Raw genomic sequence first — 20930 nt, 5'->3', positions numbered from 1 at the left:
TGTGTCAGTGCCCCACCGCATCTCCCTACCCGTCAAATGGATCCATTTGGATCGTCTAAGGCGCTAGAAGAACCACATGGATCCATGTGACGGGTTAGGGAGGGTGTCGAGGCTCCGCGGCCGTGGGCGGGTTGGCTCCCGCGCGGGAGACGGTGATGGCGCCAATACGCGCGCAGCGGGTGAGGATGCCGCTGAGCGTGGCGTCATCGATCGCGCGGAGCGCGTCACGCTGCGAGGCACCCAGGAGCCGGGCGGACCACAGGCCGTCGATGAGGCCCGCCATGAACGAGTCGCCTGCGCCCACGGTGTCCACCACGCTGACCTTCGGCGCGACGATGCCCACCTCGCGGCCGTCGTGCAGCATCGCCGTGGCGCCCTCGCCACCGCGAGTGACGACAACGAGCGCAGGGCCGGCGGTGGTCCACCGCTTGGCGAGGTCCTCACCGTCGCCGTCGGTGGCCTGTGCCAGCCACGCCAGGTCCTCGTCGGAAACCTTGACCACGTCCGACGCGGCTACCACGTTGTCGATCCGCGCCAGCGCCGTCGCGGGGTCGCCCATCAGAGTGGGGCGCGCGTTCGGGTCGTACGTCACCGTGGCGTGGTCACGCGCGGAGTGGACGAGCGCAAGGACCGCGTCGGCGCCAGGGTCGAGGACAGCAGCGATGGAACCGGTGTGCACCACCACCGGGGTGGGGCGGGGAGTCGCCGACTCGGCGATATCCCAGGTGAGATCGAACTCATAGGTGGCGGCACCCGTGGCGTCGAGCGTCGCCGTCGCCACCGAGGTGGCGGGCGCGGCATCTGAGCCGGCCGCGAGGCGCACGCCCGAACCGGACAGGTGTGCCAGCACCGCCTCACCGTGGGCATCGTCGCCAATCCAGGTGAGCAGGCTCGGCGTCGCGGCCCAGGCGCGACAGCCCGAGCGCCACGTTGGCAGGCGACCCGCCGGGGTGCTCGGTCAGCGAGCCGTCGGCGCGCCGCACCGCGTCGATGAGCGCCTCTCCGATGACGAGCGCGTGGTCGCTCATGCGTTGTCCCCCTGGTCAGCGGGAATGATGCCGATGACGCCGGCGTCGGCGAGGCCGTCGGCCACCTCGTCGTTACTGCCACGCGTCGCGGTGATGCGGTCGCGAGCGCCGTCGAGGAGGCTCCTGGCAGCGGGCGGCGAGGGCCTCGCCGCGCTCCCACAGGCTCCAGCGATTCCTCGAGGGTCGCGGCGCCAGCCTCCAGGCTTCGCGACGATCGCGACGAGCCTCATCGCGCGCCTCTTCGTAGGTCAACGAGGCGATGTCAGGGTCGTGTCCGGCCATGTCGGTCAAAATACCGCGTCATAGTCCCGGGTGCCGTCCCTCCCATAGAGTGCACGTGCACCATCGACATCACAATGGAGTGAATGCCATGTTCAGCGAGAACTACTCCCGGCAGACCGCGCTGGCCAGCCTCAAGGACCTTGACGCGGACCTGTCCGACCGCGACCTCGTCACCTACGCCAAGTCCGAGGAGGCGATGGTCCGCGCCGCCGTCGCCGAGCGCCCCTCGACGCCACTGACCACCCTGCTCGCTTGCGCGGGACGAGTCGCCCACCGTTCGCGCAGGCGTCGCGAAGAACCGACGGCCCGAGATGCCCGAGCAGGTCTACCAGGACCTCGCGGGCGACAAGGTGGTCGAGGTGGTGCTGGCGCTCATCGCCAACCCGCAGGTGCCCGACGCGCTGATCGCCAGCCTGGGGCGCCAGTTCCACAAGGAGTACTCGGGCGCCGCGCGCGAGCGGCTGTCGAGCAAGAGCGGCGCCGCGGGACTGCTCGGCCGCGTCGGCATCGCGCGCTGACCCGGCCCGGCGCCGAGCCCGACGCGCGACCTCGCTAGGCGTGGGTGCGGGTCACCGCGGCATCGGCCGTGCCCGCGGCAAAGCGCAGGTGCAGCGCATCGCCAGCCGCAAGCGTCGCTGCGTCCCGGATGACGGCGCCCTCGCCAGTGCGCACCACCGCGTAGCCGCGGTCGAGCGTGCCCTGGGGCGAAAGCGCGGTGAGGCGCGAGGACAGGCTCGCGCGCGGCGGCGTCTGCGGCGGTCAAGATGGCCACCAGGGCGCGGCCCGAGGCATCGTGGACGCGGCCGAGATGCTCGACAAAGGGGTCGAGCATGCGCTCCGGGTGCGCGATGACCGGGCGGGAGAGGAATTGCGCCAGGCCTGTGCGCTCGCGGGTGACGAGCGCGGTGGCGGCGCGCGCGGCATCGGCTCTCAGGGCGGCGACCGTGTCGCGTTCCACGGCGGCATCAGGCACGATGCGCTTGCCTGCGTCGGTGGGGGTTGAGGCTCGATAGTCGGCGACCAGGTCAAGGAGCGGCGAGTCCTTCTCGTGGCCGATGGCACTCACCAGGGGCGTGGTGGTGGCAGCGGCGACGCGGATGAGTTCCTCGTCAGAGAACGGCAGCAAGTCCTCGAAGGAACCGCCGCCGCGAGCGACCACGATGACGTCGACCTCGGGATGTGCGTCGAGCTCGCGCAACGCGGCGGTGGTCTCGGGGACACAGCGGGCGCCCTGGACCGTCACGCGCCGAATTTCGAACCTCACGGCGGGCCAGCGGCGCTGGGCGTTCTCGACGACATCGTGCTCCGCATCGCCTTGGTTGGCGCACACCAACCCGACGAGGGTCGGCACCAGCGGCAGATCGCGCTTGCGGTCGGCGTCGAAGAGGCCCTCACGCGCAAGCGCCTCCTTGAGTGCCTCGATGCGTGCCAGGAGGTCGCCGAGGCCGACGGCGCGCATCGCGTCGCCCACCATCTGAAGGTCGCCGTTCTTCGTCCACCAGGTGGGCTTGGCGTGGATGACCACCCGGGAGCCATCGGCGAGGTTTCCGCCGAGTGCGTCCACCTCGCTGGCCGGCACGGTGACCTTGAGCGACATCTGCTCGTCCGTGTCGCGCAGCGTGAGGAACACCATGTGCTTCCAGCGCTTCACGTTGAGGACCTGCCCCTCGACCCACACCTCCGGCAGCCGTGCGATGAAGTCGCGGATCTTGGGGGAGAGGTGGCGCACCGGCCAGGGGCGCTCCGGAGAGGTCTCCGCGGCCGTCGCCGGGAGCGTCACGGATCCTCGGTCGTTGTCGAAGGGGGCGTCGGTCACGCCCCTCAGCCTGCCACGTAGGATGGACCATATGCCTGACACCACCGCCACTCGAGTCCTGCTCGCCGCGCCTCGCGGCTACTGCGCCGGAGTCGATCGCGCTGTCATTGCCGTCGAGAAGGCGCTCGAACTGCACGGTGCGCCCATCTATGTCCGCAAGGAGATCGTCCACAACAAGTATGTGGTCGAGACGCTGTCGGAGCGTGGTGCGATCTTCGTGAACGAGACCGACGAGGTGCCCGAGGGGGCGCGCGTGGTTTTCTCGGCGCACGGTGTGTCGCCCGCGGTGCGGGAGGGTGCCGCCGAGCGGAACCTCCTCACCATCGACGCGACGTGCCCCCTGGTGACGAAGGTTCACAAGGAAGCGGTGCGCTTCGCGAAGTCGGAGCAGACCATCCTTCTCATCGGTCACGAGGGCCACGAGGAGGTTGAGGGCACCGCGGGTGAGGCGCCAGAGCACACCATCATCGTGAACTCGCCCGAGGAGGCCGACACCATCGAGGTGCCGGACCCCGACAACGTGGTGTGGCTGTCCCAGACCACACTGTCCGTCGACGAGACGATGGAGACGGTGCGCCGGCTGCGCGAGCGCTTCCCGAATCTGCAGAACCCGCCCAGCGACGACATTTGCTACGCGACGCAGAACCGTCAGGTGGCGGTCAAGAAGGCTCGCTCCCGAATGTGACCTCGTGATCATCGTGGGCTCGGCGAACTCGTCGAACTCGGTGCGCCTGGTGGAGGTCGCGTTGCAGGCGGGGGCGCGTGCCTCCTACCGCATCGACCGTGCCGCCGAGGCTGGACGAGTCTTGGCTCGACGGCGTCACCACCGTCGGTGTGAGTTCGGGCGCCTCGGTGCCGGAGATTCTGGTGCGGGACCTGCTCGACCGCCTTGCGGGCCTGGGTTTTGGCTCCGTCGAGGAGGTCACCACCGCGACCGAGGACCTGATGTTCTCGCTCCCGCGAGAGATCCGCGCGGACATGAAGGCGAAGGCCGCCGCGTCCTAGATCTGGGCTGCGCTGGAACAGTGGGTGCCTGCGAGTGTGTCTGGTCCGCGCCGCGCGCGCTGGTGGTCGCTCAGGGTGGCCGTGCGCACCTGGGTGATTCCCAGTGGTCGCTCAGGGTGGTGTCCACTCGCCGGGCGACCCAGAACTCCACCGTCCACCAGGATGCACCCGGGCGCCTGAACCCGCCTTCACCATCCACCAGCGCACACCCGCACGCCGGAGACCAGACGTCAGTCGGTGAGTTCGGGGGCCGCGATCATCCGCGGCTCGGCAGAGACCTGGGCCGGCGACTCGAGCTCGGCCTCGATCTGCTGCATCTGTCCGAACCGGCGCGCGCTGACCAGCACCCGAGACTCGAGTGACGCCACGGTCGCGTTGTACGCCTTGGTCGCGCCCTCGAGCGATCGGCCCACCTTGGCGAGGTGTTCGCCCAGCACGCTGAGCCGGGAGTGCAGTTCCTTGCCTGCGACCAGCACCTGCTGAGCGTTCTTGGCGAGAGCGTCCTCGCGCCAGGCGTGGGCGACGGTGCGCAGCATCGCCACGAGCGTGGTGGGGGAGGCGATGAACACCCTCTTGCCGTACGCGTACTCCTGGAGGTTCGCGTCCTGCTCGAGGGCCGCCTGATAGAACGCCTCGGACGGCACGAACATGACGACAAACTCCGGTGCGGCGTCGAACTGGTCCCAGTACCGCTTGCCCGCCAGATCGTCCACGTGCTTCTTGACGTGCCGAGCGTGCGCGGCAAGGCGCTCTGCCCTGACCGCCTCGTCGTCCGTCTCGAAGGCCTCCAGCAGTGCGGCGAGCGCCACCTTCGAATCGACCACGACCGTGCGCCCGCCGGCAAGATGCACCGTCATGTCCGGGCGCAACACGTTGCCGTCCGCGTCTCGCACGGAGTCCTGCTCGGTGAAGTCGACATGGGGCAGCATGCCCGCGAGTTCCACGACGCGACGCAACTGGACCTCGCCCCAGTTACCCCGCACGTCCGAGCGCCGCAGGGTGTTGATGAAGTCCGAGGTGCGCTTATCGAGTTGAGCCGACGCCTCAAGCATTTGGCGTACCTGTTCGGTGAGCCTGCGCCTGGCCCGCTGCCCGCGAACGGTCCGCCTCACTGGTCTGGCGCTGCACCTCGGCGAGCGCCTTTGCGACGGGCTCGACCATCTGTCGCACGGCCTCCTCGCGCTTGGCCAGTTCCGCATCGGCCGCAACGCGCTCCTTGCCAAGCCGCTCCTGCGCGAGCCTGCAGCAGGGCCTCCTGCGACCCCCGCAGTGCCTTTGCTGAAAGCGCCTCGAACTCGCGCCTCAGGGTCTCGTGGTCCGCCTTGACCTGAGCGATGTAGCGCTCGTGCTGGGCTGCAACCTCAAGGAGGCGCTGCTCGTGGGCACCGATCAGTTGCTCCTCGCGCTGAGAGGCGGCACGGGTGTCGAGGGCCCACTGTTCGCGCAGGGATTCATGCCTCGCGGAGGTCGCCGCGACATCGGCTTGAGCACGTGCGAGCGCGTCGCGCAAATCCGCGATGTCCAACATGTGAGACGCGCAATCGACGCGCTGCTGACGCAGCGACTCGGTGGCGGCCGCGGCCTGTGCCGTGGCGTGTGCGGCCTCGCGAACTGCGGTCGAGGAGCGACGAGACGCGACGGCGTAACCGGCCGCGGCGCCTGCGATGAGCGACACGGCAGCGAGGAGGATCTCAATCATGACGCCGAGCCTGCCACGGACCTCTGACATCGATACGTGTCTCACATGGCGAGACGGCGTGTTTGTGAGATCGGTCACAGTGAGGGCCCGAAACGTCACGATTCGGGAACAAAACGGCCCCGAACTGACCACACGAAACACACTCGCAATTCGCGCCTGCTTATTCTGGCTCAACCTCACGGGGACGTCCGTGGGGTGCCTGTGCGTCGTTCCGAGACCCGGAGCGACGGATCCAGTCCCGCCATTCCAGCGGGGCGCAAGGAGGAATAGTGAAGAAGAACAAGGTCATCTTGGGTGGTGTGGCGGCTGCGCTCAGCGCGTCGCTCGTGCTCGCCGGATGCTCGTCGGAGGACCCGGCAGAGACCTCGCCCAGCGCCAGCGACGGCGCGACCGAGGGCGGCTCGGCTGCGGTCATCAGCACCAACGGCTCGGAGCCGCAGAACCCCCTGATCCCCGTCGCCACCAACGAGACCGGTGGCGGCAAGATCATCGACGCTCTGTTCGCCGGCCTGGTCTACTACGACGGTGACGGCGCTGCGCACAACGAGGTCGCCGAGTCGATCGAGACCGAAGACAACCAGACGTTCACGATCAAGCCTGAAGGAAGGCTGGACGTTCACCGACGGCACGCCTGTCCTCGCGCACAACTTCGTGGATGCCTGGAACTGGGGCGCCGACCCGGCCAACGCCGCGACCGCGCTCAACTCCTACTTCCTCGAGCCCATCGAGGGCTTCGACGGCTACAACACCGACGAGGGCGCCTCGAACCCCGAGATGGAAGGCCTCAAGGTCGTTGACGACCTGACCTTCACGGTGACGCTGACGGCTCCCAACTCGGAGTTCCCCCTCGCGCTCGGCTACTCGGCCTACTACCCGCTGCCCGACTCCTTCTTCGAGGACCCCGAGGCCTTCGGCAAGGCTCCCGTCGGTAACGGCACCTACACGCTGGCCTCGGCCGACGACTGGCAGCACGACGTCCAGATCAAGGCTCTCGGTCAACGACTCGTACGCGGGTGAGCGCGTCGCCCAGAACGGTGGTCTCCTGATCACGTTCTACGCGACCCAGGACGCGGCGTACGCCGACCTGCTCGCCGGCAACGTCGACGTCATCGACGGCATCCCGGACTCGGCCTTCGCCACCTACGAGGCTGACCTGGGCGACCGCGCTGTGAACCAGCCCGCGGCCATCTTCCAGTCGTTCACCATCCCCTCGAACGACGAGCGTTTCCAGGGCGAGGCAGGCATCCTGCGTCGTCAGGCCCTCTCGAAGGCCATCAACCGCGAAGAGATCACGGACGTGATCTTCGACGGCACCCGTACCCCCGCCTCGGACTTCACCTCGCCCGTCATCGACGGCTGGTCGGACTCCATCCCGGGCTCCGAGGTTCTCGAGTACGACCCCGAGGGCGCCGTTGAGGCTCTGGGCCCAGGCCGAGGAGATCTCCCCCTGGGAGGGCTCGTTCGAGATTGCTTACAACAGCGACGGCGGCCACCAGGCCTGGGTCGACGCGGTTGCCAACTCGATCAAGAACACCCTTGGCATCGACGCGACGGGCCTGCCCTACGCGACCTTCGCCGAGATCCGTGAAGAGGTCACCAACCGCACCATCGAGGCTTCGTTCCGTACCGGCTGGCAGGCGGACTACCCGTCGCTCGAGAACTTCCTCGGCCCGCTGTACTACACGGGCGCTGGCTCGAACGACAGCGACTACTCCTCGGAGGAGTTCGACACCCTGATCGACGAGGGTAAGACCGCCACCGATTCCGCGACCGCGATCGAGAAGTTCCAGGCGTCGCAGGAGGTCCTCTTCCAGGACCTGCCCGCCATCCCGCTGTGGTACTCCAACGTGACCGGTGGTTACTCCGAGTCCGTCTCGAACGTCGTGTTCGACTGGCACTCGGTCCCGCTGTTCTACGAGATCACCAAGGCTGAGTAAGCCCTAGAGATCGACACGGACGGGCCCGCCTCGCCCCAGGCGCGACGGGCCCGTCCGCATGTCTTCACTCACGTCGGGCCGATGCCACGGTGACCAGACCGCATCGGCCCTTACCCCGCCCAGACCAGGGCATTCAGGCCGCCGCACCCCGGCGCTGGCCGACCCGCTCGAGCCCTCCGACAGTGCCACGAAGGCGCGTCGTGGCCTCACGTGCGGGTAATCTCGCTGACAGCACGCGTTACCCGCGTGCGTGTTCACACTAGAATCGGCACCCTATGCATTCACCGACTCGAGCCCGAGGAGTGAACCATGACCCTGTACGTGGTCAAACGCCTCCTCCAGGCCATCCCCGTGTTCTTCGGAACGACGTTCATCATCTACTTCATGGTGTTCTCCATGCCTGGAGATCCCATCCTGGCGATGTTCGGCGATCGCACGCCGAACCCGGCGGTGGTTGATGCTCTGCGCGAGCAGTACAACCTTGATCAGCCGTTCATCGTGCAGTACTTCCTGTACATCAAGGACTTCCTCACCGGAAACCTGGGCGTGACCTTCTCCGGCCAGTCCGTGAACGAGGTCTTTGCTCGCGCCTTCCCGATCACCCTTGCTCGTGACCATCGCGGTGGTCGTCGAGTTCGCGCTCTCTGTGGGCTTCGGTCTGCTCTCGGGTCTGCGCAAGGGCAAGTTCGCCGACCACGCCTCGCTGCTGGTCGCGTTGATCTTCAACTCGATCCCGCCGTTCGTTGCGCTCTTCATCGCGCAGTACTTCATCGGTATCAAGTTGGGGTGGGCCCCCGTGACCGTGGGAGCGAACGCGACCTGGGGAGCGCTGTTGCTTCCGGGTGTCACCATCGCCCTGACCATCTACGTGGTCGGTATGCGCCTCATGCGCGGCTCGGTCATCGATGCCCGCGAGGGTGACTACGTGCGCACCGCCTACGCTAAGGGCCTCACGTCCAAGCGCGTGGTGCCGGTGCACGTCGCCCGCAACTCGCTGATTCCCGTGATCACGAACACGGCGGCGAGCTTCGGTGCACTCATCGCAGGTACCACCGTGACTGAGGGAATCTTCAATATTCCCGGCATCGGCAAGGTGCTCTACGACGCGATCATCAAGGGCGAGATCCCCACGGTCGTGTCGTTCGTCACCATCCTCACGGTGATGTACATCATCGTGAACATCCTGGTGGACCTGCTGTACGCCGTGCTCGACCCGAGGATTCGCTATGTCTGACCGCAACGCACATTACGTCGCCCCTGTCGACGAGACCCAGCCGGGCGCGGTCGACCAGGTCAGGCTCTCGTCGCGCAAGTCGAACATGTGGATCGACGCGTGGCGCGACCTGCGTCGTCGTCCCCTGTTCTACGTGGCGCTCGCGCTGTCGCTCGTGTTCCTCGCGATGGCGCTGTTCCCCTCGCTGTTCACCAGCGCGGACCCCAACTTCGCGCAGCTGTCTGACAGCAACGGTCCCGCAGAGCCCGGCCACCCGCTCGGCTTCAACCGCCAGGGCTACGACGTCTGGTCGCACATCGTCTACGGTGCGAGGACGTCGCTGACCGTGGGTCTGCTCACCGTGCTCATCACCGGCGTCATCGGCGTCCCGATGGGTGCCATCGCCGGTTACTACGGGGGCTGGGTCGACTCGCTCCTGTCCCGCGTGGGTGACATCTTCTTCTCGATTCCCTACTTCCTCGCGGCCGTGGTCGTGATGAGCGTGTTGAGCGACTACCGGAACCCCTTGGTGATCGCCTTCGCGATCGGTGGTTTTGCGTGGGCATCTTTGGCGCGCATCGTGCGTGCTGAGGTCCTGCGCAACAAGAACCTCGAGTACGTCATGGCGTCGGAGGCGGTGGGTCGCTCGCGCGGCTCCACGCTGCTCAGGCACGTGCTTCCCAACTCGATGGGTCCTGTGATCGTGGCCCTCACGCTGTCGCTCGGTGCGGCCATCACCGCGGAGGCGACCCTGTCGGTCCTCGGTATCGGCCTCAGCGGATACGTCTCGTGGGGTAACGACATCGCGCAGGCGCAGCAGACGCTCCGCACCAACCCCTCGGTGTTGTTCTGGCCGTCGCTCGCGCTGACCCTCACGGTGCTCGCCTTCACCTTCCTCGGTGAGGCTCATCCGTGACGCCCTGGACCCGAAGGCGAGGGCTCGACGATGACCGAGACCATTCCCGTGACCGATTCCCACGGCACCGTTCCGGTGACCGACCCGAACCAGCCGCTGGTGTCGGTGCGTGACCTTGAGGTCACGTTCCGGACGCAGAACGGCCCCGTGCACGCCGTCCGCGGTGTCTCGTTCGACATTTTCCCCGGCGAGACCGTGGCGATTGTGGGCGAGTCGGGGTCCGGAAAGTCCACGACCGCGACCGCGCTGATGAAGCCTGCTGCCCGGCAACGGTGACATCTCCGGTGGCGAGGTTCTCGTCGAGGGCACCGACATCGTGGGCCACGACGAGAAGAAGATGGCCGCCATCCGTGGTGGCATCATCGGCTACGTTCCTCAGGACCCGATGTCCAACCTGAACCCCGTGTGGTCGGTGGGCTTCCAGGTGCGCGAGGCGATTCGTGCCAACGGCGTCGCCCACGGTAAGAAGGAGATCGAGGCTCGCGCCATCGAGGTCCTTCAGCAGGCCGGCCTGCAGGATGCGGAGCGGCGTCTGCGCCAGTTCCCGCACCAGTTCTCGGGCGGTATGCGTCAGCGTGTGCTGATCGGTATCGGCCTTGGCGCTGACCCGAAGGCTGCTGATCGCGGACGAGCCCACCTCTGCGCTCGACGTGACGGTGCAGAAGGTCATCCTCGACCACATCGAGTCGCTGACGCGCGAGAAGGGCACCGCCGTGCTGCTCATCACGCACGACCTGGGCCTGGCCGCGGAGCGCGCCAGCAAGGTCATCGTGATGCACCAGGGTCGCATCGTCGAGGCTGGTCCGAGCAAGGCGCTGCTGAGCAACCCGCAGCACCCGTACACGCAGCGTCTCATCGCCGCGGCACCGTCGCTGGCCTCGCGTCGTCTCGAGTCCAGCGTGGACCTCGCCGATGGCGCGGAGCAGTTCGACATGGCGGAGATGGCTGAGAAGCGTGCCGAGGTGGTTGACGCCAACGCCGCGCCGGTGATCTCGGTCAAGAACCTGACGAAGGACTTCTCGATCCGCAAGAAGGGGTTCCGCTCGGAGCCCTTCCGCGCGGTGGATTCGATCTCGTTCGATATTCCCAAGGGCACCACGCTCGCGCTGGTGGGCGAGTCGGGCTCGGGTAAGTCGACGGCAGCGAAGATGATCCTGGGTCTCGAGCCCCCGACCAGCGGTGAGATCACCGTGGGTGGCACAGGCTCTGACGGGCGTGTCGCGCAAGGATCTGTTCAAGCCTGCGCTCTCGCATGCAGCCGGTGTTCCAGGACCCGTACTCGTCGCTGGACCCCCAGCGTTCGATCGCGTCGTCCATCGCCGAGCCGATGCGTGTGCACGGTATCTCCGAGAAGTCGGTCCGTCGCGCGCGGGTGCTCGAGCCTGCTGGACCAGGTCTCGCTGCCTGCCGAGCCTGTTCAACCGCTACCCGAACGAGGCTCTCGGGTGGTCAGCGACAGCGCGTCGCGATCGCCCGTGCGCTGGCTCTCAAGCCCGACGTGGTGGTGCTCGATGAGGCCGTCTCGGCGCTCGACGTGCTGGTCCAGGCGCAGATCCTGCAGGCTCCTTGCTGACCTGCAGGCTGAGCCTGGGTCTGACCTACCTCTTCATTACGCACGACCTCGCGGTGGTGCGTGTCATCGCCGACTCGGTCGCGGTGATGGAGCGGGGCAAGATCGTGGAGTCCGGTACCACGGACCAGATCTTCGAGTCGGCTCGCCAGCCGTACACGCAGCGACTGCTGGACGCCATCCCCGGCGCTGGCATCGAGTGGGGCGCATAGCCTCTCGCACGAGTGATGCGGCCCGGTGCCCCCGTCAGGGGGTGCCGGGCCGTTCGCTTTCCCGCTGTGGCGCCAGCCCTGGGCGCCCTACGAGTCGCTGAGTGCCCGCCTTTGGGCGAAACCGAGCACTCAGTGACTCCCAGGAAGCACGGCTGGCCGATGCCCGGGTTCAGTCCTCGCCGCGCCGCACGCGCGGCGGCTCGGGCAGGATCGCCGCGTCGGTCACGCCGATGACGGGGATCACCACTTCGCAGCCGTCGTCTGTCACGAGGGGCGGTCCTGGGGCGTGGACGGGTGCAGGCAGAACCTTCTCGCGCGCCAGGCTCGTCGATGGCATCGGCCGCTCCTGGAAGGAACGCTTCCTCGAGTCCGCTCATGGCTGACACGCTACGCCGCGGCGACCTCGGCTGCCCGCCGGACCCGCGCATCGGCCAACCCCATTAGAATCGTTGACCGTGGCTCTCACTATCGGAATCGTCGGCCTGCCCAACGTGGGCAAGTCCACCCTCTTCAACGCCCTCACTCGCGCCGAGGTGCTCGCAGCGAACTACCCGTTCGCGACCATCGAGCCCAACGTCGGCGTGGTTCCGCTGCCCGATGTCCGCCTGGGCCAGTTGGCGGAGAAGTTCGGCTCGGAGAAGGCTGGTGCCTGCGACCGTGTCGTTCGTCGACATCGCAGGCATCGTCAAGGGTGCCTCCGAGGGCGAGGGCCTGGGCAACGCGTTCCTCGCGAACATTCGTGAGGCGGACGCGATCTGCCAGGTGACCCGGGCCTTTGCCGACTCCGACGTGACTCGTGTCGACGGCTCCGTGGACGAGGCGGGCGACCTCGAGACCATCTCGACTGAGGCTCATCCTCGCCGACCTCCAGACCATCGAGAGGGTGCTGCCGCGCCTCGAGAAGGAGGTCAAGATCAAGCGGGGTTCGCCCGAGCAGGCTCGCGGCCGTGCAGCAGGCGAAGGAGGTCCTCGAGGCCGGCCAGACGCTGTTCGCGGGTGCCGAGGCCGCCGGGATCGACGTCGCGCAGCTGCGCGAGCTCAACCTGCTGACCACCAAGCCGTTCATCTACGTCTTCAACACGGACGATGCGGGCCTCATGGACGAGGACCGCAAGGCCGCCCTCGCCGCGCTCGTGGCGCCCGCGAAGGCGATCTTCCTCGATGCGAAGTTCGAGTCGGAGCCATCGAACTCGACGAGGCCGAGGCCCGCGAGATGCTCGAGTCGACTGGCCAGACCGAGTCGGGCCTCGACCAGTTGGCGCACGTGGGCTTCGACACGCTCGGCCTGCAGACCTACCTCACCGCTGGCCCCAAGGAGGCGCGCGCCTGGACCATCCGCAAGGGATGGACCGCGCCGCAGGCCGCCGGAGTCATTCATACGGACTTTGAGAAGGGCTTCATCAAGGCCGAGATCGTGGCCTTCGATGACCTGATGGCGCACGGCACGATGGCTGACGCCAAGGCGGCCGGTCGCGTGCGCATGGAGGGCAAGGACTACGTCATGGCCGATGGCGACGTGGTGGAGTTCCGCTTTAACGTCTAGCGTTATTGACGCCATCCGTTATACGATGCTCGTGTGATCAGATCCTTCGGCGACAAGAACGCCGAAAGGATCTGGGGCGAGCAGTTCGTGAAGGCGATCGATCGTCGAGTTCAGCGCGCCGCGCTTCGCAAACTTGAGATGCTCCACGCTGCGTCTGAGGTGGACGACCTGCGGATCCCGCAAGGAAACCGTCTCGAGCCTGCTCAAGGGTGACCGTGCAGGCCAGCACAGCATCCGCGTGAACGACCCATGGAGAATCTGCTTTCGATGGAAGGACGGAGGTGCGGATGATGTCGAACTCGTCGACTACCACTGAGGACGACCTAATCCCACCGATCCATCCGGGCAAGATCCTCATGGAGGACTTCATCGAGGGTTTTGGGATCACCCAGAACAAGGCTCTCGGTCGCCATCGGTGTCCCGCCGCGGCGCATCAACGAGATCGTCCACGGTAAGCGTGGCATCACGGCAGACACTGCGGTGCGCCTCAGCGCCTACTTCGGAACGACAGCGGAGTTCTGGATGAACCTGCAGTCTCACTACGAGCCTGCGGCTTGAGCGCCGCGCCCTGCGCGAGCAGGTCGCCGCGATCACTCCTCTGCAGGTCGCGTAGGTGACTCGTCTTGGGGCATGGGCTACGTCGTGTTTCACCCAGAGGCGTAGCCGCGATGGCTGCTCTGGGTTTGGCGCTCGCCGCGTGCAGGCTCCTTCACGCATCGAGGCGAGGTCCCCATTGATTCGGTGGTGATGCTCTCCAGAGAGGGACCCGACGACAACGCCTCGACGCTGTGGATTCCGTCGCCTTCTTGCGGCGGCGATCCGGAGGTCACAGTCGAGGAGGGCGCTGTCACGGTCACGCTGACTCTGGTGGCGACGAGTGGTCAGCAAGCGAGTTGCGCTGAGTACGTCGAGGTGGAACTCGACGCCCCGCTGGTGGAGCGCGCAGTGATCGATGGGGTCACTGGCCGCGAGGCTCGAGGTCGAGGGTCGACACTCCTGAATTGGCCATTGCGAAGCGTGATCGTGCTTGCGAGTCGGACCCGCTTCGGTGCGAAGTCAGACGTTCATCGGCTACGGAACGTTGTCCAGTTCCGCGTCAACGTGGAGCCGCAGTCCGCACGGTCTCTGCTACTGCGCAGGTCGGCGACGAGCGGTCATGAACCCGTGCGTGCGGCTTGCGGACTCGACCCGTGCCTGGGCGCCGGTGACCGAGAACCCCTGCGCCTCGATGCGACTCGCCAGCAACTCCACTGGCCACTCGTAGGCGGTCACCACCGCGTGATCAAACGGCGCGCACTCCTCGCCGGCGAAGAACCCGATTGCGAGCCCTCCTCCGGGGCGTAGGCAGCGCGCGAACTCGGCCAGCGGCGCATCGATCTCCTCGGGCGGGGTGTGGATGAGTGAGTACCACGCCAGGACTCCATCGACCTCGCCGTCGCGGGCGCCCAGGTGCTCGGCGCTTCCGAGGCGAAACGACCCGTCAGGGTGGTGCCGGCGCGCCGCCGCGATGAACTCGGGAGTCGGATCGATGCCTGTGACGCTGAGCCCGTGCTCTGCCAGATAGCGGGTCCACTGTCCGGGGCCACACCCGACGTCGAGAATCGGCCCGGCGTACTGACGCGCCCAGGTGAGGACGGACCTCCGGTCGTCGGCGGCTGCGGACTCGATCTGCCCGAAGCGCTCGACGTACTCCGCGGATCGCGCGGCATAGGCCTCGACGACGGTAGTGGCGCGCATGACTGAGAGCGTAGAACCTTGTGCAGTGGGCCGCCGCACTCGCCACCACGCGTCACGACAGCGCGCGGCACGGGACAACTGTCGCCGCGCCTACCCGCAGATCGTGCCCTGGCTGACGAACCACTCGGTGGTGCCTGCCACGTCGATGGCGCTGACGTAGAGCTCTGAATCCCCGTGGCTGAAGAGCCTGGATGCCGTTGCCCTCGGACGTCAGCACCCACCCCGTGGACTCCACTTCGCCGTACTCGCGCGCGCGGTCACCCTCGGCCCACGCCGCGATGGCGTCCTCCGCGGTCGCCTCCCCGCCGGACTCGGGGGCGATCTCGTAGATGAACGATTCGCACGCGTCCCCGCCCGATGCGGCGCGCCAGGTCACGAACAAGGCGAGGGCGACGCCGCCGCTCGCCAGCGCTAGGCTTCGTCTGGCGCCCGACCATGACTCACCCCCACCCTCACGTGACCGCTGGCCCCGGCGACTCGTGTGCGACACAGGGCGACCGTAGCGAGACCCGTCCTCAGTGAAGCACAGGAGACGTGCGCGAGGCGGTCCGCCTCATCCGACGAAGCGTGCGGCCGTTCGCACCTGACGGTTCAGGTCGTAGGTCGCGAGGGCGCGTACGCCGGCGTGTTCGGGACCGCCGTAGCCACGGGGAGCACCCTCGATGAGCATGATGAGGTCCAGATACGACCGATACAGCGATAACCGGAGCATCCCGTCGTCGCCGAAGTCGGGAGGTGCTCCAGTGACGGCGGCGTAGCCCGCGTTGACGTCGATCGCCTTGCGAGGGTCCTTGAACAGCGATGTCGACACGAACTCGGCCAGCGGGTCGCCCCAGAAGGTCCGCTCCCCGTCGATGACGCCCTCGAACTGTCGCCCGTGTGGCCCGTTGGCGACGAACACGTTGCCATCCCAGAGGTCGAAGTGCACCAGCGTCGGCGTGGCGATGCGGTTGGCTCACCCGCGGCGCGCGCGATCAGGTCCGGCAACTGCGACGCGGAGCGGGGAGGTGCACGCCGTAGGTGTCACCGTCCTGCAGCACTGCCTCGACCATGAGCGAGAGCGCTGCGGACCAGGTGTCAGCCGATAGTGCGTCGCCTGGACGGTCGTACCCGAACTTCACCCCGGTGACCCGACCGAGTCCCGCCACCACCGCCCCGAGTGCCGTGCGTACTCGAGAGCGCTCGGTGCGATCGAGCGAGCGGCCCACACGCGTGAGCGGCTCGCCTTGGAGACACGACATGATGAGGAGATCGCGGTCGATGAACCGACGTGAGAAATCGACGCCGAGGACGGTGGGGCCCGGAAGGTGGCCCCCGGCGCGGCGATAGAACTCGACCTCGGCCGCCATCAGGCCCCGCTCGTAGGTGAGAATCGCAGCGTCGTCGGGCGGGGCGACCTTTGCCACGGCCATGCGCCCCGCCCCCAGGCTCACCTGATAGGCGGCGTTGTAGGTTCCATCGGTGAGGGGGTGAAGGACTCCGGCGCCACCTGGTCGCCCAGACACTCGCTCACGGCACGCGCCAACTGACGCGCGTCCGCCTCGACCTTCGTGCGGCTCTGCACTGGCGCCTCCCGTGTTCCCGACATCCGTGGTTCGCGTGATAGTCCCACACCTCGCGGCCCGGACCTGGGGACTCGGGTCCCGTGCCCCGGCACGCTGACGCGCCGGGCGGCTCGGGGCGCCATCCCCGAGTCCGGGGTGAAGGACGCGGGGATTACCATCCGGGCATGCACCTATCGCTCGAGGCACCCACGGCGCGTGAGTTCAAGGACCTCTACGAGCAGACCGGCTGGGCGGTCCTCACTCTCGAGCGCTGCGAGCGAGCGCTCGCCTCGTCATGGGTGGTGTGCACCGCTAGGGACGATGCCGGACGGCTTGTCGGCATGGGTCGCCTCATCAGCGATGGTGTGCTTCACGCGTTCGTCACGGAGCCTCATCGTTGACGAGCGCGTGCGTGGAGGGGCATCGGCGCGCGCATCCTCGCCCGCTTGGTCGAGGAAGCACGCGCCCGTGGCGTCGAGGACGTCCAGCCTGTTCGCCGCGCGGGACCGGGCACCGTTCTACGAGCGCGGCGGCTTCACCGCGCGACCGGCAGACGCGCCGGGCATGGACTACGCGGGGAGTTCGTCAACGGTCCCCACCACCGCTTAGCCTTGCCCGCATGAGGCTCCCCGTCGACGGCGCTCCCGCCACCGTGATCCGCCGCGCCACCGTGGCCGACGCCCCCGAGATTGCTCGCATGCACGTGCAGTCCTGGCGCGAGACCTATGCCGACGCCGTCCCCGCCGCCGTATTGGCCGGTCTCGACCTTGAGGCGCGAGTCGAGCGGTGGGAAGGCATCCTGGCGCGCGAAGGTTCGACGACGCACGTCGCCACGGCGGCCGATGCCGTGGTCGGGTTCGCGAACGCCGGTCCCGGGCGTGACGCGGACGCGCCCGTGGCGCGCGAGCCGAGGGCATCTACGTGCTCGGCTCACACCACCGCGAACGGCTAGGGTCGCGCCTGCTCACCGCAGCCATCGGCACCCACGACGCGTACCTCTGGGTATGGACGGGCAACCGTCACGCGATCGCGTTCTACCGCTCGCACGGCTTCGAACTCGACGGCGTCGTGGAGGATCACCCGCTCGCGGGCCACCCGATGGAGGTGGCTCGCATGGTCCGGCTGACCACCTAGCCAGGGGGCCACGTCAGCGAGAAGCGGCTCTCGTAGTCGCGCGCTGTGCCGTCGAGCGGGTCGGTGAAACGCAGCCTCCTCGCCACCAACTGGAGGGGAGCGCTGTAGTCGTCCGGCGCATCGGCCGCGACCACGGGATACAGGGGGTCGCCCACGAGCGGCAACCCGGCATCGGCCATCTGCAAGCGCAACTGATGCGTTTTGCCTGTGACGGGGGAAAGGCGATACCTCGCCCAGGACCCGCGAACCTCGGCGAGTTCCACGAGCGTCTCGGCGTTCGGCTCGCCCGGCACCAGTGCGGCCTGGAGGCTGCCGCGTGCCTTCTCGATGCGGCCCACGAGGCGCATCGGCAAGGTGAGCGCCTGGTCGAACGGCGCGATCGCCTCGTAGGTCTTCGCCGCGTCACGCGACTGGAAGACCCCCGCGTAGGCGCCCCGCACCTCGCGTCGGGTGGTGAACACCAGCACGCCGGACGTGAGCCGGTCGAGCCGATGCGCGGGCGCCACCAGGAAGCCCCAACTGGACCCGCAGGCGCACCAGCGCGCTCTGGGTGACGTGGGCGCCGCGCGGAGTGGTCGCCATGAACGGTGGCTTGTCCACCACCACGATGTTCTCGTCGTGGTCGAGCACGGTCAGGGGAAACGGAATCTCCTGCTCGGCCACCACTGGCCGGTGAAACCATACGAAACGGTGAGGCCGGAACGGCTCGTCGCCCCACAGCGGGATGCCCGCCTCATCGACGAACTCGCCCGCGCCAAGCATCCGTGCCACCTCGGCACGAGCGGGCAGGCGGTCGTGGAGAAACTCACCCACCGTGGCCCATTCCTGGGTGGCCTCGGCGGGGCCCGGCATGCGTACCCATGCAGCATCGAGCCCGTGTCGCTGGGGTAGCGGCGAGCGCGGCATCAGGCCGATGCCGGGAGGACGTGGGTCAGCACGCCGCCCATCGTACGGACCGCCACGCGGCGCGGGGCCGCGCTCGTCACCCCACCGCGCGCGTGACCAGGCTCCGTGATCTGCTTCTCCTCGGCCGGCCCCAGTGCGGTGAGCGCGAACGATGCCGGCCACATGACGCCGTCGTCGAGCGCGGCGACATCCTGGAAGCCGAACGTCGAGTAGCGCGACTCGAACTTGGTGGCGGGCTGGAAGAAGCACAACACCTTTCCGTCCTTCGCCCAGGCGGGCATCCCGTACCAGGTGCGCGGCTCGAGGTCCGGCGCAGCCGCCGTGACCAGGCTGTGAATGCGCTCGGCGATGAGGCGTTCCGCGTCGGGCATCTCGGCCACCTTGGCCATGAGGTCAGCCAGGGCATCGGCCTTCTTCTTGCCCCCGCGTTCCGACCTGAGGCTCGTCGGCGCGCTCCTTCATCGCGGCCTTTTCCGCTTCGGTCCATCCGCTCTCGGCCATGACATCTCCCTCGTATCGTCCTGACCCAGATGCTACGTCGCGCGCGGCCGCGGCGGTCGGTAGGCTCCGAGGGTTGCCCACGAGGGGCGGCCAGGACTTGTGGGGGAAGCATGGCAAACGCAGTCGCAGGTTGGTACGACGACGGCTCTGGCAAGGAGCGCTGGTGGGACGGGGAGGCCTGGACCGAGACCACCCGTGACAAGGCGCCTGAGGGCGGCGGAGTCTCGGGCATGATCGGTCGCGCGCAGGCCGATGCTGCCGCTGGCGCGCAGCCCCGTCCCGGCGCCGCGGGCGCCAACTACGTGGTCCTCCAGGTGGTTCTCAAGGAGAAGATGTGGGGCTCGGGCTCGAACAACCTCACCGAGGCTCGAAGGCGTCATCAATCAGCAGGCGGCGCTCGGCTACCGGCTGCACACCATCACCACGTCGGCGGGGGCTCGCAGGGCTTCGGTGGGGGTGACCGCATTCAGGCGACGATGGTGTTCGAGCGCCTTACCTGAGCCATGGCGCGCTGCGTCCTCATGTGTGGCCTCGCGGGGGCAGGCAAGTCCACCGTCGCGCGTGCACTGGAGTCCGACGGCTGGCTCCGGCTGTCGATCGACGTGGACGCGTGGGCTGAAGGCTTCACGGTGCATCCGCTCCCGCGCGACGTGCGTGACCGGATCGTCGACGCGCACCGCGCGCGCCTCATCGATGCCCTGTCGCGAGGCGTCGACGTGGTGGTCGACTACGCGTTCTGGTCGCGTGCCATGCGCGAGGAGTTCCGCGCGCTCGCGGCCACCGCAGGCGCCGCGGTGACGGTAGCGTTCCTGGATGTTCCGCGCCCCGCGCTCGAGGTGCGCCTGGCCGCGAGGGCGGACGGTCAGCCCGGACCGGACGCGATCGAGGTGCCTGCCAGCCTGCTGACGGAGTTTGCGGCAGGCTTCGAGTGGCCGGAGCCAGACGAGACGGACGTCATCAGGGCTGCCGACGCGGAGGCGATGCTCGGTGCACTGCGCGGGTGAGCCGCCACACTCACCCCGGCGTCACCACGTCCTCGACGCCCACCACCGCAAGTAGCGCCATCTTCTCGGCGGCATCGGTGCCCTCGCGCGGGCTAAACCACAGGAGCCGCTGGTAGCCGTCGTCGGTGTGCAGGCTGTGGCACAGCAGGTCAAACTCGCCGATGCTCGGGTGCACGAACACCTTGGCGTCTGCTCGTCGCAGGCGCACCTCGTGCGCCTCCCACAGGTCACGGAACTCGGCCGATGCCTCGGCGCAGTCGGCGACGAGCCTTGCCAGGCGCGGGTCGTCGGGGCCGCGCCTGCCGGCGGCGACGCGCAGGTCCGCGACGAGCGATTCTGACAGCCGCGCGTGCTGGTGCTCCGGATGCATCCAGCGCCCCACCTCAGGGGTGACGAACCAGCGGTAGATCTGCGAAGAGCGCGGCCACACCATGCCGACCTTTTCGCCCATGAGGGCGACGGCGAGCCGGTTGGTGACCAGGGCCTCACCCAGGTCGTTCACGACCGCGGCGGCAGTGTCATCGAGCCGGTCGAGCAGCGCGAGCATGGCGGGGTCCACGTGGGCGTCGTCCCCGCGTGCGGGCACGGGGCGGCCAGCGAGGCGGAACAGGTGGTCGCGCTCGTCAACGGAGAGCCTCAGGGCGCGGGCGAGCGCCGCGAGCATCTGCTCCGACGGCTGCGCCTTCGAGCCCTGCTCGAGTTCCGTGTAGTACTCGACCGATGCCCCCGCGAGCACCGCGACCTCGTCGCGCCGCAATCCAGGCACACGGCGTCGCGGGCCGGGCACCAGGCCCACGGCGGCGGGTGTGAGGCGGTCGCGGCGGGTGCGCAGAAACGTGCCGAGTCCGGAGAGGTCCATGTCCCCAGTATGCGGCGCGCTCGC

At 68.1% G+C, this 20930-nt stretch carries 29 protein-coding genes and 6 pseudogenes; 20 read left to right on the top strand and 15 right to left on the bottom strand.

Going from position 1 to position 20930, the window contains the following annotated elements:
• Positions 1 to 94: 94 nt before the first annotated feature.
• The 4 genes from QQK48_RS04930 to xseA form a co-directional block, all read right to left on the bottom strand.
• Complete coding sequence (locus tag QQK48_RS04930) at positions 95 to 850, bottom strand: PfkB family carbohydrate kinase (RefSeq protein WP_348523464.1); 756 nt, start codon at positions 848 to 850, stop codon at positions 95 to 97.
• 4 nt (positions 851 to 854) lie between these two features.
• Entirely contained in the window at positions 855 to 1028 is a 174-nt protein-coding gene (locus QQK48_RS19180; protein WP_348523463.1) for a PfkB family carbohydrate kinase, read from the bottom strand.
• Positions 1025 to 1258, bottom strand: a complete 234-nt coding sequence (locus tag QQK48_RS04925; RefSeq protein WP_348523462.1) for a hypothetical protein — start codon at positions 1256 to 1258, stop codon at positions 1025 to 1027. The genes QQK48_RS19180 and QQK48_RS04925 overlap by 4 nt, the downstream gene beginning before the upstream one ends.
• 377 nt (positions 1259 to 1635) lie before the next feature.
• A complete protein-coding gene (gene xseA, locus QQK48_RS21260) occupies positions 1636 to 3126 on the bottom strand; it encodes an exodeoxyribonuclease VII large subunit (RefSeq protein WP_431308292.1) in 1491 nt (496 codons plus the stop codon).
• Between the two features lie 22 nt (positions 3127 to 3148).
• Between xseA and QQK48_RS04910 the strand changes: the two are divergent.
• A pseudogene (locus QQK48_RS04910) lies at positions 3149 to 4131 on the top strand (4-hydroxy-3-methylbut-2-enyl diphosphate reductase).
• A 230-nt stretch (positions 4132 to 4361) separates the two neighbouring features.
• Here the strand turns inward: QQK48_RS04910 and QQK48_RS04905 are convergent.
• Positions 4362 to 5330: a DNA recombination protein RmuC gene (locus tag QQK48_RS04905; RefSeq protein WP_431308291.1), complete on the bottom strand. Its 969-nt coding sequence runs from the start codon at positions 5328 to 5330 to the stop codon at positions 4362 to 4364.
• A complete protein-coding gene (locus QQK48_RS04900; protein ID WP_284327675.1) occupies positions 5240 to 5830 on the bottom strand; it encodes a hypothetical protein in 591 nt (196 codons plus the stop codon). The genes QQK48_RS04905 and QQK48_RS04900 overlap by 91 nt, the downstream gene beginning before the upstream one ends.
• A gap of 269 nt (positions 5831 to 6099) precedes the next feature.
• Between QQK48_RS04900 and QQK48_RS21255 the strand changes: the two are divergent.
• From QQK48_RS21255 to QQK48_RS19135, 10 genes and pseudogenes are all read left to right on the top strand, one after another.
• A pseudogene (locus QQK48_RS21255) lies at positions 6100 to 7767 on the top strand (peptide ABC transporter substrate-binding protein).
• Between the two features lie 58 nt (positions 7768 to 7825).
• The gene (locus QQK48_RS04890) at positions 7826 to 7987 is read left to right on the top strand and encodes a hypothetical protein (RefSeq protein WP_284327674.1); all 162 of its coding nucleotides are present in this window, start codon (positions 7826 to 7828) and stop codon (positions 7985 to 7987) included.
• A gap of 89 nt (positions 7988 to 8076) precedes the next feature.
• Positions 8077 to 8247 (top strand): annotated as a pseudogene (locus QQK48_RS19160) (ABC transporter permease); the annotation flags it as partial.
• Between the two features lie 142 nt (positions 8248 to 8389).
• Positions 8390 to 9001 (top strand): ABC transporter permease, encoded by a 612-nt coding sequence (locus QQK48_RS04885; protein WP_348523755.1) that lies wholly within the window; start codon positions 8390 to 8392, stop codon positions 8999 to 9001.
• Positions 8994 to 9896, top strand: a complete 903-nt coding sequence (locus tag QQK48_RS04880) for an ABC transporter permease (protein ID WP_348523459.1) — start codon at positions 8994 to 8996, stop codon at positions 9894 to 9896. The genes QQK48_RS04885 and QQK48_RS04880 overlap by 8 nt, the downstream gene beginning before the upstream one ends.
• 30 nt (positions 9897 to 9926) lie before the next feature.
• A complete protein-coding gene (locus QQK48_RS19155) occupies positions 9927 to 10172 on the top strand; it encodes an ATP-binding cassette domain-containing protein (RefSeq protein ID WP_348523458.1) in 246 nt (81 codons plus the stop codon).
• Between the two features lie 40 nt (positions 10173 to 10212).
• On the top strand, positions 10213 to 10845 hold the full coding sequence (locus QQK48_RS19150) for an ATP-binding cassette domain-containing protein (RefSeq protein ID WP_431308290.1): 633 nt from the start codon (positions 10213 to 10215) through the stop codon (positions 10843 to 10845).
• Positions 10733 to 11044, top strand: a pseudogene (locus QQK48_RS19145) (ATP-binding cassette domain-containing protein); the annotation flags it as partial. The gene QQK48_RS19150 and the pseudogene QQK48_RS19145, both read left to right, overlap by 113 nt.
• A gap of 104 nt (positions 11045 to 11148) precedes the next feature.
• Positions 11149 to 11469 (top strand): ATP-binding cassette domain-containing protein, encoded by a 321-nt coding sequence (locus QQK48_RS19140; RefSeq protein ID WP_348523457.1) that lies wholly within the window; start codon positions 11149 to 11151, stop codon positions 11467 to 11469.
• Complete coding sequence (locus QQK48_RS19135) at positions 11463 to 11678, top strand: ABC transporter ATP-binding protein (protein ID WP_348523456.1); 216 nt, start codon at positions 11463 to 11465, stop codon at positions 11676 to 11678. The genes QQK48_RS19140 and QQK48_RS19135 overlap by 7 nt, the downstream gene beginning before the upstream one ends.
• A gap of 169 nt (positions 11679 to 11847) precedes the next feature.
• Here the strand turns inward: QQK48_RS19135 and QQK48_RS04870 are convergent, their stop codons facing one another.
• Complete coding sequence (locus QQK48_RS04870; protein WP_284327673.1) at positions 11848 to 12015, bottom strand: hypothetical protein; 168 nt, start codon at positions 12013 to 12015, stop codon at positions 11848 to 11850.
• 118 nt (positions 12016 to 12133) lie between these two features.
• On the opposite strand from QQK48_RS04870, the pseudogene ychF reads away from it, so the two are divergent.
• The 3 genes and pseudogenes from ychF to QQK48_RS04850 all read left to right on the top strand — a co-directional run bounded on the left by ychF (position 12134) and on the right by QQK48_RS04850 (position 13834).
• Positions 12134 to 13221 (top strand): annotated as a pseudogene (ychF, locus tag QQK48_RS04865) (redox-regulated ATPase YchF).
• A gap of 33 nt (positions 13222 to 13254) precedes the next feature.
• Positions 13255 to 13434, top strand: coding sequence for a type II toxin-antitoxin system RelE/ParE family toxin (locus QQK48_RS04860; RefSeq protein ID WP_284329460.1), 180 nt, complete (start codon positions 13255 to 13257; stop codon positions 13432 to 13434).
• A 77-nt stretch (positions 13435 to 13511) separates the two neighbouring features.
• A pseudogene (locus tag QQK48_RS04850) lies at positions 13512 to 13834 on the top strand (HigA family addiction module antitoxin).
• Positions 13835 to 14349: 515 nt separating this feature from the next.
• Here QQK48_RS04850 and QQK48_RS04845 read toward each other — a convergent pair.
• The 4 genes from QQK48_RS04845 to QQK48_RS04830 form a co-directional block, all read right to left on the bottom strand.
• A complete protein-coding gene (locus tag QQK48_RS04845; protein ID WP_284327672.1) occupies positions 14350 to 14958 on the bottom strand; it encodes a class I SAM-dependent methyltransferase in 609 nt (202 codons plus the stop codon).
• A gap of 52 nt (positions 14959 to 15010) precedes the next feature.
• Positions 15011 to 15334 carry a hypothetical protein gene (locus QQK48_RS04840; protein WP_284327671.1) on the bottom strand — a complete coding sequence of 108 codons (324 nt, stop codon included), beginning with the start codon at positions 15332 to 15334 and terminating at the stop codon, positions 15011 to 15013.
• Positions 15335 to 15511: 177 nt separating this feature from the next.
• On the bottom strand, positions 15512 to 15886 hold the full coding sequence (locus tag QQK48_RS04835) for a phosphotransferase (RefSeq protein WP_284327670.1): 375 nt from the start codon (positions 15884 to 15886) through the stop codon (positions 15512 to 15514).
• A gap of 46 nt (positions 15887 to 15932) precedes the next feature.
• Positions 15933 to 16463, bottom strand: coding sequence for a phosphotransferase family protein (locus QQK48_RS04830; RefSeq protein ID WP_284327669.1), 531 nt, complete (start codon positions 16461 to 16463; stop codon positions 15933 to 15935).
• 224 nt (positions 16464 to 16687) lie between these two features.
• Between QQK48_RS04830 and QQK48_RS04825 the strand changes: the two genes are divergently transcribed.
• The 4 genes from QQK48_RS04825 to QQK48_RS04810 all read left to right on the top strand — a co-directional run bounded on the left by QQK48_RS04825 (position 16688) and on the right by QQK48_RS04810 (position 17636).
• A complete protein-coding gene (locus tag QQK48_RS04825; RefSeq protein ID WP_284327668.1) occupies positions 16688 to 16903 on the top strand; it encodes a hypothetical protein in 216 nt (71 codons plus the stop codon).
• 67 nt (positions 16904 to 16970) lie between these two features.
• Complete coding sequence (locus QQK48_RS04820; protein ID WP_284327667.1) at positions 16971 to 17111, top strand: hypothetical protein; 141 nt, start codon at positions 16971 to 16973, stop codon at positions 17109 to 17111.
• 10 nt (positions 17112 to 17121) lie between these two features.
• The gene (locus QQK48_RS04815) at positions 17122 to 17454 is read left to right on the top strand and encodes a GNAT family N-acetyltransferase (RefSeq protein WP_284327666.1); all 333 of its coding nucleotides are present in this window, start codon (positions 17122 to 17124) and stop codon (positions 17452 to 17454) included.
• On the top strand, positions 17424 to 17636 hold the full coding sequence (locus tag QQK48_RS04810) for a GNAT family N-acetyltransferase (protein ID WP_284327665.1): 213 nt from the start codon (positions 17424 to 17426) through the stop codon (positions 17634 to 17636). Before QQK48_RS04815 ends, QQK48_RS04810 begins: the two co-directional genes overlap by 31 nt.
• Here QQK48_RS04810 and QQK48_RS04805 read toward each other — a convergent pair.
• The 3 genes from QQK48_RS04805 to QQK48_RS04795 are packed head-to-tail and all read right to left on the bottom strand — an operon-like array spanning position 17633 to position 18931.
• Positions 17633 to 18103 carry a pseudouridine synthase gene (locus tag QQK48_RS04805; RefSeq protein ID WP_284327664.1) on the bottom strand — a complete coding sequence of 157 codons (471 nt, stop codon included), beginning with the start codon at positions 18101 to 18103 and terminating at the stop codon, positions 17633 to 17635. The two genes, QQK48_RS04810 and QQK48_RS04805, sit on opposite strands and share 4 nt — an antisense overlap.
• Positions 18039 to 18488: a pseudouridine synthase family protein gene (locus tag QQK48_RS04800; RefSeq protein WP_284327663.1), complete on the bottom strand. Its 450-nt coding sequence runs from the start codon at positions 18486 to 18488 to the stop codon at positions 18039 to 18041. The genes QQK48_RS04805 and QQK48_RS04800 overlap by 65 nt, the downstream gene beginning before the upstream one ends.
• 53 nt (positions 18489 to 18541) lie before the next feature.
• On the bottom strand, positions 18542 to 18931 hold the full coding sequence (locus QQK48_RS04795) for an iron chaperone (protein ID WP_348523455.1): 390 nt from the start codon (positions 18929 to 18931) through the stop codon (positions 18542 to 18544).
• 222 nt (positions 18932 to 19153) lie between these two features.
• Here QQK48_RS04795 and QQK48_RS04790 point away from each other — a divergent pair, with 222 nt between their 5' ends.
• Both QQK48_RS04790 and QQK48_RS04785 read left to right on the top strand, forming a co-directional pair.
• Positions 19154 to 19543 carry a DUF2510 domain-containing protein gene (locus tag QQK48_RS04790; RefSeq protein WP_284327662.1) on the top strand — a complete coding sequence of 130 codons (390 nt, stop codon included), beginning with the start codon at positions 19154 to 19156 and terminating at the stop codon, positions 19541 to 19543.
• A gap of 3 nt (positions 19544 to 19546) precedes the next feature.
• Complete coding sequence (locus QQK48_RS04785) at positions 19547 to 20047, top strand: P-loop nucleotide/nucleoside kinase family protein (RefSeq protein ID WP_284327661.1); 501 nt, start codon at positions 19547 to 19549, stop codon at positions 20045 to 20047.
• Positions 20048 to 20057: 10 nt separating this feature from the next.
• On the opposite strand, the gene QQK48_RS04780 is transcribed toward QQK48_RS04785, so the two are convergent.
• Positions 20058 to 20906 carry an MmyB family transcriptional regulator gene (locus QQK48_RS04780; protein ID WP_284327660.1) on the bottom strand — a complete coding sequence of 283 codons (849 nt, stop codon included), beginning with the start codon at positions 20904 to 20906 and terminating at the stop codon, positions 20058 to 20060.
• Positions 20907 to 20930 lie beyond the last annotated feature (24 nt).

It is taken from the genome of Demequina litorisediminis, from assembly GCF_030161615.1.
Taxonomy (GTDB): domain Bacteria; phylum Actinomycetota; class Actinomycetes; order Actinomycetales; family Demequinaceae; genus Demequina; species Demequina litorisediminis.
This window is presented reverse-complemented; position numbering and strand designations above follow the sequence as displayed.

What these genes read in the sequence shown, in the direction of transcription:
- QQK48_RS19180 (WP_348523463.1), bottom strand. Translation starts at nt 1,028, where the DNA reads ATGAGCGACCACGCGCTCGTCATCGGAGAGGCGCTCATCGACGCGGTG.
- QQK48_RS04925 (WP_348523462.1), bottom strand. Translation starts at nt 1,258, where the DNA reads ATGAGGCTCGTCGCGATCGTCGCGAAGCCTGGAGGCTGGCGCCGCGAC.
- QQK48_RS04905 (WP_431308291.1), bottom strand. Translation starts at nt 5,330, where the DNA reads ATGCGGAACTGGCCAAGCGCGAGGAGGCCGTGCGACAGATGGTCGAGC.
- QQK48_RS04900 (WP_284327675.1), bottom strand. Translation starts at nt 5,830, where the DNA reads ATGATTGAGATCCTCCTCGCTGCCGTGTCGCTCATCGCAGGCGCCGCG.
- QQK48_RS04890 (WP_284327674.1), top strand. Translation starts at nt 7,826, where the DNA reads ATGTCTTCACTCACGTCGGGCCGATGCCACGGTGACCAGACCGCATCG.
- QQK48_RS04880 (WP_348523459.1), top strand. Translation starts at nt 8,994, where the DNA reads ATGTCTGACCGCAACGCACATTACGTCGCCCCTGTCGACGAGACCCAG.
- QQK48_RS19155 (WP_348523458.1), top strand. Translation starts at nt 9,927, where the DNA reads ATGACCGAGACCATTCCCGTGACCGATTCCCACGGCACCGTTCCGGTG.
- QQK48_RS19140 (WP_348523457.1), top strand. Translation starts at nt 11,149, where the DNA reads ATGCAGCCGGTGTTCCAGGACCCGTACTCGTCGCTGGACCCCCAGCGT.
- QQK48_RS04870 (WP_284327673.1), bottom strand. Translation starts at nt 12,015, where the DNA reads ATGCCATCGACGAGCCTGGCGCGCGAGAAGGTTCTGCCTGCACCCGTC.
- QQK48_RS04845 (WP_284327672.1), bottom strand. Translation starts at nt 14,958, where the DNA reads ATGCGCGCCACTACCGTCGTCGAGGCCTATGCCGCGCGATCCGCGGAG.
- QQK48_RS04825 (WP_284327668.1), top strand. Translation starts at nt 16,688, where the DNA reads ATGCACCTATCGCTCGAGGCACCCACGGCGCGTGAGTTCAAGGACCTC.
- QQK48_RS04815 (WP_284327666.1), top strand. Translation starts at nt 17,122, where the DNA reads ATGAGGCTCCCCGTCGACGGCGCTCCCGCCACCGTGATCCGCCGCGCC.
- QQK48_RS04800 (WP_284327663.1), bottom strand. Translation starts at nt 18,488, where the DNA reads ATGCCGGGCCCCGCCGAGGCCACCCAGGAATGGGCCACGGTGGGTGAG.
- QQK48_RS04795 (WP_348523455.1), bottom strand. Translation starts at nt 18,931, where the DNA reads ATGGCCAAGGTGGCCGAGATGCCCGACGCGGAACGCCTCATCGCCGAG.
- QQK48_RS04790 (WP_284327662.1), top strand. Translation starts at nt 19,154, where the DNA reads ATGGCAAACGCAGTCGCAGGTTGGTACGACGACGGCTCTGGCAAGGAG.
- QQK48_RS04785 (WP_284327661.1), top strand. Translation starts at nt 19,547, where the DNA reads ATGGCGCGCTGCGTCCTCATGTGTGGCCTCGCGGGGGCAGGCAAGTCC.
- QQK48_RS04780 (WP_284327660.1), bottom strand. Translation starts at nt 20,906, where the DNA reads ATGGACCTCTCCGGACTCGGCACGTTTCTGCGCACCCGCCGCGACCGC.